Source organism: Micromonospora sp. SH-82, from assembly GCF_051132485.1.
GTDB lineage: Bacteria > Actinomycetota > Actinomycetes > Mycobacteriales > Micromonosporaceae > Micromonospora.
On sequence record NZ_CP148049.1, the window covers coordinates 4264214 to 4277473 of the forward strand.

13 protein-coding genes are annotated in these 13260 nt (G+C 70.5%); 3 read left to right on the top strand and 10 right to left on the bottom strand.

The genetic code is table 11. The features are described from left to right. Window positions 1-62 precede the first annotated feature (62 nt). From WHN02_RS19015 to WHN02_RS19040, 6 genes are read right to left on the bottom strand one after another with little or no spacing between them, the layout of a single operon-like run. Window positions 63-1394 (bottom strand): glutamate mutase L, encoded by a 1332-nt coding sequence (locus WHN02_RS19015; RefSeq protein ID WP_434740063.1) that lies wholly within the window; start codon window positions 1392-1394, stop codon window positions 63-65. Beyond that, a complete protein-coding gene (locus tag WHN02_RS19020; protein ID WP_434740064.1) occupies window positions 1391-1783 on the bottom strand; it encodes a hotdog domain-containing protein in 393 nt (130 codons plus the stop codon). Before WHN02_RS19020 ends, WHN02_RS19015 begins: the two co-directional genes overlap by 4 nt. Beyond that, on the bottom strand, window positions 1780-2538 hold the full coding sequence (locus WHN02_RS19025) for an OAM dimerization domain-containing protein (RefSeq protein ID WP_434740065.1): 759 nt from the start codon (window positions 2536-2538) through the stop codon (window positions 1780-1782). Before WHN02_RS19025 ends, WHN02_RS19020 begins: the two co-directional genes overlap by 4 nt. Next, the gene (locus tag WHN02_RS19030; protein WP_434744006.1) at window positions 2538-4100 is read right to left on the bottom strand and encodes a lysine 5,6-aminomutase subunit alpha; all 1563 of its coding nucleotides are present in this window, start codon (window positions 4098-4100) and stop codon (window positions 2538-2540) included. Before WHN02_RS19030 ends, WHN02_RS19025 begins: the two co-directional genes overlap by 1 nt. 23 nt (window positions 4101-4123) lie before the next feature. Beyond that, entirely contained in the window at window positions 4124-5725 is a 1602-nt protein-coding gene (locus WHN02_RS19035) for an amidohydrolase (RefSeq protein WP_434740066.1), read from the bottom strand. A 4-nt stretch (window positions 5726-5729) separates the two neighbouring features. Next, entirely contained in the window at window positions 5730-6779 is a 1050-nt protein-coding gene (locus WHN02_RS19040) for a zinc-binding alcohol dehydrogenase (protein WP_434744007.1), read from the bottom strand. 143 nt (window positions 6780-6922) lie between these two features. Here WHN02_RS19040 and WHN02_RS19045 point away from each other — a divergent pair, with 143 nt between their 5' ends. Further along, window positions 6923-8305, top strand: coding sequence for a KamA family radical SAM protein (locus WHN02_RS19045; protein ID WP_434740067.1), 1383 nt, complete (start codon window positions 6923-6925; stop codon window positions 8303-8305). 170 nt (window positions 8306-8475) lie between these two features. On the opposite strand, the gene WHN02_RS19050 is transcribed toward WHN02_RS19045, so the two are convergent. After that, the gene (locus WHN02_RS19050; RefSeq protein ID WP_350896199.1) at window positions 8476-8670 is read right to left on the bottom strand and encodes a CsbD family protein; all 195 of its coding nucleotides are present in this window, start codon (window positions 8668-8670) and stop codon (window positions 8476-8478) included. 210 nt (window positions 8671-8880) lie between these two features. Here WHN02_RS19050 and WHN02_RS19055 point away from each other — a divergent pair, with 210 nt between their 5' ends. Continuing rightward, a complete protein-coding gene (locus tag WHN02_RS19055) occupies window positions 8881-9471 on the top strand; it encodes a histidine phosphatase family protein (protein ID WP_434740068.1) in 591 nt (196 codons plus the stop codon). On the opposite strand, the gene WHN02_RS19060 is transcribed toward WHN02_RS19055, so the two are convergent. Both WHN02_RS19060 and WHN02_RS19065 read right to left on the bottom strand, forming a co-directional pair. Next, a complete protein-coding gene (locus WHN02_RS19060) occupies window positions 9422-9922 on the bottom strand; it encodes an Lrp/AsnC family transcriptional regulator (RefSeq protein WP_350896196.1) in 501 nt (166 codons plus the stop codon). The two genes, WHN02_RS19055 and WHN02_RS19060, sit on opposite strands and share 50 nt — an antisense overlap. A gap of 100 nt (window positions 9923-10022) precedes the next feature. Then, window positions 10023-11165: an acyl-CoA dehydrogenase family protein gene (locus tag WHN02_RS19065; RefSeq protein WP_434740069.1), complete on the bottom strand. Its 1143-nt coding sequence runs from the start codon at window positions 11163-11165 to the stop codon at window positions 10023-10025. A 107-nt stretch (window positions 11166-11272) separates the two neighbouring features. Between WHN02_RS19065 and WHN02_RS19070 the strand changes: the two genes are divergently transcribed. Then, window positions 11273-12193, top strand: coding sequence for a 5'-3' exonuclease (locus WHN02_RS19070; protein WP_434740070.1), 921 nt, complete (start codon window positions 11273-11275; stop codon window positions 12191-12193). Between the two features lie 31 nt (window positions 12194-12224). Here WHN02_RS19070 and WHN02_RS19075 read toward each other — a convergent pair whose 3' ends face one another. After that, a complete protein-coding gene (locus WHN02_RS19075) occupies window positions 12225-13121 on the bottom strand; it encodes an MHYT domain-containing protein (protein WP_434740071.1) in 897 nt (298 codons plus the stop codon). Between the last annotated feature and the right edge of the window lie 139 nt (window positions 13122-13260).

Here is a 13260-nt window from a genome sequence, read left to right on the forward strand (position 1 = left end):
CCCGCCCCCGGCCAGTCGCACACCCGGTACGGCGTGTCGCCCCCGCGCGTCGCCGACCATGCTCACACCGTGACGAACCGCCCCGCCACCAACGCCCGCGCCGCCCCCGGAAACTCCTGCGCCAACAACCCCGCAGCAGCCAACACACAGTCACCATCCACCACCGCCCGCGCCGCCCTCGGCACCGCCCAACCCCCCGCATGATCACCCAGAACCGACCCCACCACCCCCACACCCCCCGACACACACCGCAACACCCCACCCGACCCCACCACCAACCCCACATCCCGCAGATCCCGCCCCGCCCACTCCCCCGAACCCACCCCCCGGGCATGCCGACGCACCGCCACCGTCACCGCCAACTCCGCGATCCGCCGATCCACCCCCACCTGCACCCCGTCCACCGCCAACCACCCCGGATCCGCCGCCCGCTCCCGCGCCGCCACCCCCAACACCTCCTCCTCACCCACACCCAACAACCGCTCCCGCGCCGCCGCCCGCACCACCCCCGGAGCACTCCACCGCACCCCCAGATCCCCCTCCACCGTCCGCGCCCGCCACCACCCACCCGCCACCTGCCGCCCCGGCCCCACCGCCCGCTCGTCAGGAGTCAACACCGAATACACGTCAGTCGTCGCCCCACCCACATCCACCACCAACAGATCCCCACCCACCACCCCCGCCAACACCTCCACCCCCGACAACACCGCATCCGGCGTCGCCGCCCGCACCAACCGCACGAACCGCGACCCCCGCGACAACCCCTTCCCCCCGATCACATGCCGCAGGAACACCTCCCGGATCACCCCCCGCGCCGACGCCGGCACCAACTCCCCGATCCGCGGCAACACGTTGTCGGCCACCGACACCGGCACCCCCGCCCCCGCCAACACCCCCCGCACCTCGTCACGCACCTCCACATTGCCCGCCACCACCGTCGGCACCCGCCACCGCGCCCGCGCCAACCGCACCGCGTTGTGCGTCAACACCTCCGCATCCCCACCATCGGTCCCCCCCACCAGCAACACCACATCCGGACGAGCCGCCCGCAACGCCGCCACCCCCGCCCCACCCAACCGCCCCGCCGCCACATGCACCACATCCGCACCCGCCGACAACCCCACCCGCCGCCCCGCCTGCGCCGTCACCAACATCTCGTAACCCACCACCGCCAACCGCAACCCACCCCCCGCCGACGAACACACCCGCCACGGCACCCCCGCCACCGGCAGACCCTCCCCCGCCACCCCCACCGCCGCCTCCAGACCGGCCATCACATCCGTACCGACCGACGTCCGCGCCGACCCCACCCCCACCACCACACCCCCGTCGACGTCGACCACCGCCACCTTCGTGAACGTCGACCCCACGTCGGCGCAGACCACCAGACTCACGACACCACCGGCACGACCACCGTGCCCGTCGCCGTCACCGCCACCACCGGCACCTCCAACACCTCAGCCGCCGACCCACCCCGATCCGGCCGCCCCCGACACACCACCCGCGCCTCGAAATCCACAGTCCGACTCCGCGACCCCACCCGCGTCACCGTCCCCACCACCTCCACCACGTCCCCCGCCCGGATCGGCGCCCGGAACTGCACCTGCGCGTACGACGCGAACAACCCCTCGTCACCGTCCAACCGGATACACACCTCCGTCGCCACATCCCCGAACAACCCCAACGCGTACGCCCCGTCCACCAGACTCCCCGCATAGTGCGCAGCCGAATACGGCACATACCGCCGATGCGTCACCGACACCCCCACCCGCGGATCCGTCACCGCGCCACCCCCCGACCCGTCACCAACGCATGCACCAGATACGACGCCACCTCACCCGGCGTCGTCCCCCGACCGAAGATCCGATCCACCCCCAACTCCCCCGCCATCGACTCGTCGAACCGAGGCCCACCCACCACCAACAACGGCCGCCGCCCCACCGGCATCGCCTCCCGGAACGCCGCCGCCATCTCCCGCGTGTTGTGCAGATGCGCATCCCGCTGCGTCACCACCTGCGACACCAACACCGCATCCGCCCGCTCCCGACGCGCCGCCTCCACCAACTCCGGCACACTCACCTGCGCCCCCAGATTCGTCACCGCCAACTCCCGGTAATACTCCAACCCCTTCTCACCCGCCACCCCCTTCACATTGAGGATCGCGTCGATCCCCACCGTGTGCGCATCCGTACCGATACACGCCCCCACCACCGACAACTTCCGCCGCAACCCCCGCCGCACCACAGCATTGACCTCCGACGCCGACAACGTCGGGAAATCCCGCTCCACCACCCGCACCGCCGACAGATCCACCAGATGATTCACCCGCCCATACACCACGAAAAAAGTGAACCCGTCCCCCATCTGCCGGGCATGCACCAACATCGCCGGATCCACACCCATCCGATTCGCCAACTGCACCGCCGCACCCTCGGCCCGCTTGTCATGCGGCACCGGCAACGTGAACGACACCTGCACCATCCCGTCACCGGTCGTGTCCCCGTACGGCCGCACCACCGAACCCGCCCCCACACCCATCACACCCGCCCCCCTTCCAGGATCTCCGTCGCCGGATTGAAATAACCCTCCTCCTGCCGCGCCACCCCGTCCAGACCCTTCCCCCGATCCGCCGGCCGCCGCATGATCCCGAACGTCCCCTCACCGATCGCCGTCAACAACGACCGCTCACCGATCCGCTCCAACAACTCCACCGCCTCCGACAACACCCGATGCGCCCGCCGCTGAACGAACCCACCCGGCGCCGGCACGAAATCCTCATGCAAACCACCCGCCGCCCCCAACACGTACCGCACGTTCTGCAAAGCGATGTCCCGATCCGACAACCACGGCGTCACCACCGCCTCCGTCATCATCCCCACCAGCAGAATCCCCTGCCCCGTCATCGCCCCCACCAGATTGAAGAACCCATCCAGCAGATTCCCCCGAAACACATCCCCCGTCATGTGCTTCGTCGGCGGCATCCACTTCAACGGCGCCCCCGGAAACAACTCCCGAGCCAACAACGCATGCGCCAACTCCAACCGCAACGAATCCGGAACATCCGGATCGATCTCGAACGCGTGCCCCAACCCCAACTGCCAGTCCTGCAAACCCGCCTCATGCGCGAAATACTCGTTCAACAACTGCGACACCGTCACCGTGTGCGCCTCACCCACCGCATCAGCAGTGGTCAGATAATTATCCTCACCCGTGTTGATGATGATCCCCGCCCGCGCATGCACCTGCCGCGAAAAACGCTGATCCACAAAAGTCCGAATCGGATTGATGTCCCGGAACAGAATCCCGTACATCGAATCATTGAGCATCATGTCCAACCGCTCAAGACCCGCCAGAACAGCCATCTCCGGCATACACAACCCCGACGCATAATTCGTCAACCGCACATACCGACCCAACTCCCGCGACGACTCGTCCAACGCCGCCCGCATCAACCGGAAGTTCTCCTGCGTCGCATACGTACCCGCAAAACCCTCCCGCGTCGCCCCCTCCGGCACATAATCCAACAACGACTGCCCCGTCGACCGGATCACCGCAATCACATCCGCACCCGCCCGCGCCGCCGCCTGCGCCTGCGGAATGTCCTCATAGATGTCACCCGTCGCCACGATCAGATACACCCACGGCCGCCGCACCGGATCCCCATGCCGCCGCACCAACCGATCCCGCTCCACCCGACGCCGATCCACCCGACGCACCCCCACCCCCACCGCCCGACGCGCCGCCCGCCGCGCCACCACCGCCGCCCGCCCCACCGGCACCTCGAACCGCACCCCACCACCCGCCGCCCGCTGCGCCACCCCCGTCACATCCCCGATCCCCTCCCGCACCATCGCATCGAACACCGGCAACGCCACCCCACGCCCCAACCCCACATCCGCCACCACCGCATCCACCAACCGATTCACCCACGGAATCCCATCCGGATCCGCCCCCGACACCCCCGCCAACCGCAACACCGCCCGCTCCACCGACACCGTCGTATGACTCCGCGCCAACTCCACCACCGGCAGACCCACCCGACCCGCCAACTCCCGCGCCCGCCCCACCACCACCGGATCCAAACCCAACTTCCCCACCACGCCCCCCTCATCACCACGCCCGCTCACGACGCCCCCTCCTCGAAAATCACCTCACCACGCAACACCGTGCGCCGACACACCGGCAACGGCGTCGGATCCTCCACCCCCCGCAACTCCGGATCCGCCGCCACCAACACCGGCAACCCCCGCTCCACCCCCGCCGGCGTCGACCACACCGCGAACGTCGCCGGCGCGCCCAACGCGATCACCCCCTCACCGTCCAACCGCACCGCCCGCCACCCACCCCGTGAATGCGCCGCGAACGCCGCCCGCACACTCATCCTCTGCCCCGGACTGTGATGCCACACCGCCGCCCGCACCGAACCCCACGGATCCAACGGCGTCACCGGCGAATCCGACCCGAACGCCAACGCCACCCCCACCCCGTGCATCGCCCCCATCGGATTCGACGCCAACGCCCGCTCCGACCCCAACCGCGCCGCATACATCCCACCCTCCCCACCCCACAACCGATCGAACGCCGGCTGCATCGACGCCACGATCCCGAACTCCACGAACCCCGCGATCAACCGCTTACTCATCACCTCCGCATGCTCCACCCGATGCCGCGCCGCCCGCACCCGCTCCACACCCAACCGCCGCGCCGCACCCGCGAACCCCTCCAACACCGTCGAGATCGCCGCATCCCCGATCGCGTGGAAACCACCCTGCAACCCCAACTCCGCACAACCCACCAGGTGATCCCGCACCTCATCCGCCGTCACATACCCATGCCCACACCCACCCGACTCACCATCCCGATAAGCCACCGACACATGCGCCGTCCGCGACCCCAACGCCCCATCCGCGAACAAGTCACCACCCGCACCCACCGCACCCAACTCCCGCGCCCGCACCGCACCACCCAACTCACCCCAATAGCCGTACACCTCCGGCAACCCCACACCCGACAACCCCAACACACCGGTGAAATCCTCCTCATCGGAAATCACCGGACCACCACACTCGTGCACCGCCGCGATCCCCAACGACGCCGCCCGCCGCAACGCCACCCGCTGCGCCGCCACCCGCTGCACCCGCGACACCGACCCCCGCGCCGCCACCCGCACCACATGATGCGCATCCCGCCGCACCCACCCCGACCCGTCGAACCCCGCCGCCGACACCACCTCCGGACACGCCGCCAACAACGACCGCGACACCAACGCCGAATGAATCGACGCCTGCGACAGATACACCCGACGGCCACCCGCCGCCCGCCCCACCTCGTCCGCATCCGGCAACACCGGATCCCCCCACCGCGACTCGTCCCACCCGTGCCCCAACACCACCGCATCCGACGGCAACCCCCCGGCGAACACCGCCACCGCCGCCAACAACTCCCCCGCCGACCGCACCCCCGACAGATCCAACCCCGACAACGCCAGACCGGTGTCCGACGTGTGCACGTGCGCATCCACGAAAGCAGGCGTCACCAGCCCACCCTCCACATCCACCACCCGATCAGCCGCAGGCGCGTCCGCGTCCACCCCCAACCAGGCGATCCGCCCGTCCCGCACCAACAACGCCGTCGCACCCGGCACCGCCGGACAGTGCAACACCGCACCCCGGTACAACGTCGCAGGACCCGGGCCCGACTTCGAAAGGTTCGAGGGGTTCGTCATCACGTCAGTGTGCCGCCAAACGAGCCGCGAAGAGGTCCCGCACACCCGGCTCCGAACGGACCAACTCCAACGCCGACTCCGCATGCCCCGGCACGTACCCGTTACCCACCAACATCGTCACGTCCGCCGCCAGACCCTCCGCCCCCAATGCCGCCGACGCGAAACTCGTCGCCATCGAGAAGAACACCACCGTCCCACCGTCGGCCGTGCCCAACACCGCCCCGTGCTCACACCCCGACACGTCCACACACACCACAGTCACGTCCGCCGGCACCCCCAACGCCGTCGTCACCGCCGTCGACACCCCCACCGGATCCCGCGCGTCCGCCACCACCACCGCATCAGCCAACCCCGCCCGCTCCAACGCCTCCCGCTCCGCCGACACCGGCACCACCCCGACCGTACGACCGGCACCCGCCCGCCGCGCCGCCACCAACGACAACGACCCGCTCTTACCGGCCCCACCGAGCACCGCCACCGTCACCGGACGCCCGTCCCCCTCCCGACTCCGCCGCTGCACCTGCTCGGCCACCACCCGCATCGTCAACGCCGGCGCCCCACACACGTCCAACACCGCCAGGGACAACTCCGGATCCAGATCCGTCGGCAACGCCACCGCGATCGACCGGGCGAACAGGATCGCGTACCCCTCACACGGCACCTGCTCGCTGCGCCCGTCCCACCGGACCAACCCGTCGGTGATCGCCAACGGCGTCAACGTCAACGACACCAACGTGGCCACCCGGTCCCCGACCCGCACCCCCAGGGGCGACCGTCGACCCGCCTCCTCGACGGTGCCGATCAACATCCCACCCGAACCCGTCACCGGGTTCTGCATCTTGCCCCGGGTCTCGATGATCTCCAGTACCTCGGCGCGGACCTTCTCCCCGTCACCCCCGTGCTTGTCCCGCAACTGACGCAGACTCGCCGCGTCCAGAGTCAACCGCTCCACCCGCAGCCGCACCTCGTTCGGCCCGATCCGCGGATCCGGGTCCAACCGCCAGGCCGCCTGAGGCAGCACCCCCGCCGGCTCCACGACGCGGTGCAGACCCACCGGTGACGTCACGCCTACCTCCCCTGTTGCCGACGAACCGTCGCCCCGCGCTCGCGCAACGGGAAAACTTACGGCAGAATAATTCCAACGCCGAATAATTTCCAGTAGCCTACGGGCCCAGCCACGAGATCCGAGGAGGGGCCGTGACCCGGACACACCCCACCGAGACCATCCCCGGCCCCCGCGCCACAGCCCAACCCTACGAATACCGACGCACCCCGCTGATCGAACCGGACTGGACCCGCTTCCCCGGCTGGCGCGACGTCACCCGCGAGCAGTGGGAGTCCGCCCAGTGGCAACGGGTCAACTGCGTCCGCAACATCAAACAGCTCCGCACCGTCCTCGGAGACCTCGTCGACGACGCCTTCTACGCCGACGTCGACGCCGACCAACGCCGCCTGGCCACCATGTCCATGCTGGTGACACCACAGATGGTCAACACGATGGTGCCCTTCGCCCCGGTCGACACCGACGCCCTCCGCGCCGACCCCGTACGCCGCTACATGATCCCGGTCGCCTCCGACCGACGCACCGACTGGCCGTCACACCCGTACGCCAGCCGCGACTCCCTGCACGAGCACGACATGTGGGTGGCCGAAGGGCTGACCCACCGCTACCCCACAAAGGTCCTCGCCGAACTCCTCTCCACCTGCCCGCAGTACTGCGGGCACTGCACCCGGATGGACCTCGTCGGCAACTCCACCCCCGCCGTCGACAAACTGAAACTCACCCTCAAGCCCGTCGACCGCTACGACGCCCACATCGACTACCTCAAGGCCCACCCCGGCGTCCGGGACGTGGTCGTCTCCGGCGGAGACGTGGCGAACGTACCCTGGCGCAACCTCGAGTCGTACCTGATGCGCCTGCTCGGGATCGAGACCGTCCGGGACGTCCGGCTGGCCACCAAGGCGCTGATGGGTCTTCCCCAGCACTGGCTCCAGCCCGACGTCGTCGAGGGACTGGAACGGGTCGCCCGGACGGCGGCTCGACGCGGGGTCAACCTGGCCATCCACACCCACGTCAACCACGCCCAGTCGCTCACCCCGCTGGTCGCCCGGGCCGCCCAGACCGCCCTCGACGTCGGCGTCCGCGACGTCCGCAACCAGGGCGTCCTGCTCCGTGGGGTCAACGCCACCGGCCAGGACCTGCTGGACCTCTGCTTCGCGCTCCAGGGCGAGGCGGGGATCCTGCCGTACTACTTCTACCTGTGCGACATGATCCCGCACGCCGAACACTGGCGGGTCCCCGTCGGGTACGCCCAGCAGCTGCAGCACGACATCATGGGCTACCTGCCCGGGTACGCCACCCCGAGGATCGTCTGCGACGTCCCCTTCGTCGGCAAACGGTGGGTGCACATGCTCACCGACTACGACCGGGAACGTGGGATCTCCTACTGGACCAAGAACTACCGCACCTCCCTCGAATCCGACGACCTGGTCGCCCTGGAGAAGCGGTACGCCTACTACGACCCGATCGACACCCTGCCCGAGGCGGGCCGACGATGGTGGCGGCAGCACGACGACTGAGCTGATCCTCGAACAAAGCCCTTCGGCGTAGCCGGAGGGCTTTGAGGTTTTCCGGGTGACCCGGAGGGTCACACCCCCTACGCCTTCCTAGGACACTAGGGGATAGGGGGTGAGCGGGACGGCAGTGCGGCCCGGAGGACATCCTCCGGGCCGCACTGGTGCGTTCAGGGTCAGCTCTTGAAGGCGTCCCGGACGTTGCGGCCGGCGTCCTTGACGTGCTCGCCCGCCTGCTTGGCCCGGGCCTCGCTCTGCTGGGCGGCGCCCTCGGCCTGCATGCCCTCGTTGTCGGTCGCCTTGCCGATCCGCTCCTTGGCGGCGCCCGTCAGCTCCTCCGCCTTGTTCTTCGCCTTGTCGGTGAAGCTCATGTCGCCTCCTACGGTCCACCCGCATCGGGGATCAGATGTCGATGCACCACAGGTTCCCCGGTGGGCGGTCACCGGAAACCTGTCGTTCGCCCTGGGGCGATGCGAGGACGGCCACTCCCCCGGGGGGCGTCGGTGCGGACGTGCACGACCCGTTCCGCATCCTAGGAGGCTGGATCGCTCCCCGTTCAGAGGGCTGGTTAGCCTGGACCCATGGGGCAGATCCTGTTGATCCGGCACGGGGAGACCGCCTGGAGCGCCGCCCGCCGGCACACCTCGTACACCGACCTGGACCTGACCGAGGAGGGCCGACGGCAGGCGAGTGCCCTGCGGACCCTGCTCACCGGACGTCCCTTCGCCGCCGTGCTGGCCAGCCCCCGCCGACGGGCGCTGTGCACCGCCGACCTGGCCGGACTCACGGTGGACGAGGTCGACGAGGACCTCACCGAGTGGAACTACGGCGCGTACGAGGGCCGCACCACCGCCGACATCCACGACGAACGCCCCGACTGGAACATCTGGACCGACGGGTGCCCCGGCGGAGAGTCACCCGCACAGGTCGGCGGGCGCCTGGACCGGGTCCTCACCCGGGCCGCCGGTCACCTGGACCGCGGCGACGTCGCGCTGGTGGCACACGCCCACAGCCTGCGGGTGGCCGGCGCCCGGTGGATCGGCCTGTCACCCACCGACGGCGGTCGGCTCCGCCTGGACACCGCCACCGTGAGCGTCCTCGGCCACGAACACGGCCGGCAGGTCATCCTGCGCTGGAACCACCCTCCACCGGGCGGGGCCGCGACCTGGTGACCGGTCCCCCGGTGATCCGGGGCGGGCGCCCCTCGTACGGGGTGGAGAGCACCACAGTGGTCCGGGTGGTCACGTTCGCCTTGGTACGGATCTCCTGCAGCACCCGCTCCAGGTCCACGGGGCTTGCCACCCGGACCAACAGCAGGTAGAAGTCGTCCCCGGCCACCGAGTAGCACGAGTCGATCTCCGGCAGGTGGGCCAGCCGTTCCGGGGCGTCGTCGGGCTGGGAGGGGTCGAAGGGCCGGATCGCCACGAACGCTGTCAGCGGCAGGTCCATGGCCTCGAACGAGACCCGGGCGGCGTACCCCTTGATCACCCCACGCTGCTCCAGCCGACGGACCCGCTGGTGCACCGCGGACACCGACAGCCCCACCCGTTCGGCCAGGTCGGTGTAGGACAGGCGGCCGTCGGCGGTCAGCGCGGTGACGATGGCGCGGTCGATCTCCTCCACGGCGTGCAACCTACCCGCAAAAGCGCTCCCACGCGACGGCCCGGGGCACCGACGGCGCCGGTGGGTGACCGGGGGCACCGTCGGCCGCTGCGGGGTGCGGTCAGTCCCGGGCCAGGGAACGGGCGATGACCAGGCGCTGAATCTGATTCGTCCCCTCCACGATCTGGAGCACCTTCGCCTCCCTCATGTACCGCTCGACGGGGTGGTCGACGACGTACCCGGCGCCGCCGAGCACCTGGACCGCGTCGGTGGTCACCCGCATCGCCACGTCGGTGGCGAAGAGCTTCGCCTTGGCCGCCTCGATCGAGTACGGGCGACCGGCGTCACGCAGCCGGGCGGCTGACAACAGCAGGGCCCGGGCGGCGGAGATCTGGGTGGCGTGGTCGGCGAGGGTGAACCCCAGCCCCTGGAAGTCGATGATCGCCTTCCCGAACTGCTGTCGCTGCCTGGCGTAGCCGACCGCGTAGTCGAGGGCCGCCTGGGCGAGGCCGACGGCGCAGGCGGCGATGCCGAGCCGCCCGGCGTCCAGGGCGGACATCGCAATGGTGAAACCGGTCCCCGCCCCGCCGATCAGCCGGTCGGCGGGGACCCGGGCGGCGTCGAAGACCACCTGGGCCACCGGTGACGAACGCAGGCCCATGGTCCGCTCGGCGGCCTGCGGGTACAGACCGTCGGTGTCCCGGTCGACCAGCAGGCAGGAGATCCCCTTGGGACCCGGCCCACCGGTCCGGCAGAAGACGTTGTAGAAGTCGGCGACCCGGGCATGGGTGATCCACGCCTTGGTGCCGGTGACGGTGTAGGTGTCGCCGTCCTGGACGGCCCGGGTGGTCAGGGCTGCGGCGTCGGACCCGCCCTGCGGCTCGGAGAGGCAGTACGCCCCGAGCAGTTCCCCGCCGAGCATGTCCGGCAGGAGTTTGCGCTGTTCGTCGGTGCCGAACCGGGCGAGCGGATAGCAGGAGAGGGTGTGCACGCTGACCGCCTCGGCCACCGCGAGCCACCGGCCGGCGAGGATCTCCAGCACCTGGAGGTAGACCTCGTAGGGCTGGGCTGCGCCGCCGTGCTCCTGCGGGTACGGCAGACCGAGCAGGCCGGCGCGGCCCAGGGTCCGCAGCACCTCGCGGGGGAACTCGGCCCGGTCCTCGTACTGCGCGGCCCGGGGGGCGAGTTCCCGGTCGGCGAGTTCGGTGGTGAGGTCGAGCAGTTCGTGGGCTTCGTCGGTGGGCAGGATCCGGTCGACAGTCACCGCCAGAGCTTAACGGCCGTTCGGGTGCCGGCCCACCCCCCGGTACGCGGTCGGACGAGCGGTGCGCCGTGTCCGGCGGTGTCGGCGGGCTGTGCGAGGCTGACGGTGTGGCAGACCGACCCCTGTTGCTCGTCGACGCGCCGAGCCTGTACTTCCGTGCCTACTTCGGGATCCCCGAGTCGGCGGCCCGCACCGCCGACGGCCAGCCGGTCAACGCGGTACGCGGGTTCCTCGACATGCTCGCCCATCTCGTCCGTACCCGCCGACCCGACCGGATGGTCTGCGCGTTCGACTACGACTGGCGGCCCCGGTGGCGGGTGGACCTGCTGCCCTCGTACAAGGCGCACCGGGTCGCCGACTCCGGCGGTGAGGTCGTCCCGGACACGCTGGCCCCCCAGGTGCCGATGGTGACGGAGGTGCTGGCCGCGTTGGGGATCTGCGCCGTCGGGGCGGACGGCTACGAGGCCGACGACGTGCTGGGCACCCTGGCCACCACGCAACCGTCGCCGGTGGAGGTGGTCTCCGGGGACCGGGACCTGTTCCAGCTCGTCGACGACGCCCGGCGGGTACGGCTGCTCTACGTGGGTCGTGGGGTGGCCAAGCTCGACGACTGCGACGACGCGGCGGTCCGTGCCCGGTACGGGGTGCCCGCGGCGGCGTACGCGGACTTCGCGGCACTGCGCGGGGATCCCAGCGACGGCCTGCCCGGGGTGACCGGGGTCGGCGAGAAGACCGCGGCCCGACTGCTCGACAGGTACGGCGACCTGGACGGGATCCTCGCCGCGCTCGACGAACCCGGGTCCGGGTTCGCTCCGGGGCTGCGCGCCAAGCTCGTCGCCGCCCGGGGCTACCTGGCCGTGGCGCCGACGGTGGTCCGGGTGGCCCGGGACGTGCCGCTGCCGGAGCTGGCCACCACGCTGCCGGCGGAGCCTGCCGACCCGGATCGGCTGATGGAGCTGGCGCAGGTGTGGAATCTGGCCGGGTCGTGTCGCCGGCTGGTGGACGCGATCACCGACGCCGCCCGGTGACCCGGTGCCCGGTGCCGGGGTCACACCGGGGTCAGCTCTGCGGCGGGGGCGGGTTGCGGCGGGACGGGAACTGGGCGCCCGGCCGGGCCAGGCTGGACCGGTGGCGGAGCCCGACCGGGTCCGGTGCGGGCTGTGGCGGTTGGGCGGCTGCCTCCCGGGCCTGGGCCGAGCGGGCGTCCAGGTACGCCGCGGCGGCCCGGTCCTCGTCGGTGGGTGCGGCGATCAGCGCGTACACCAGGCCGATCACCACGAAGATGACGGCGAGGACGATCGGGGCGAGCAGGGTGCTGACCGTGGTGCCGCTGACTTCGCCGGTGCGCGGGTGCAGGTGCACCGACAGGGCGCTCATCCCGGTGAAGTGCATTCCGTTGACCGCCACTCCCATCACCAGCGCGGAGCCGAAGACGGCCAGCGGGCGCCGGACGGTCATCGCGAGCCAGAGCGCCGCCGTGGCGGCCACCACCGCGATCACCACCGAGAGGATCACCCGTGTGGTGTCGTAGCCGAACGTGCCGTTGAGCCGCATGGCGGCCATGCCGGTGTAGTGCATCGCTGCCACCCCGGAACCGGCGAAGACCCCGCCGACGAGGACCTTCGGCACGCTCAGGCGGCCGGAGCCGACGATCAGCAGGCCGATCCCGACGGCGACGACGGCGATCACGGTGCTCGCCAGGGTGATCGGGATGTCGTACCGGATCCGGGTGCCGGGTACGGCGAACCCGAGCATCGCCATGAAGTGCATGGACCAGATGGCGGTGCCGCCCAGTGCCCACGCGCTCAGCAGACCCCACCAGAGGCGTTCCCGGCTGTTACGGGCGGTGCGGATGCGTCCCGCACAGACGAGCCCCAGCACCGACCCCAGCACCGACAGCGCGTAGCTGAGCGTCGGTGTGATCCACCCGTATTCGAAATGACTGATCTCCGCCACGACGGCCCTTTCCCCACAATGACGGCACGTAATTCCCAGCCGCGCCGCACATATGATCGCCGCCGCCCCGACCAGGCACAACAGCACCCCCTCGGTTATTCGCGGGGTGCTGTCGTGGTGACGCAACGATGCGTCGGTT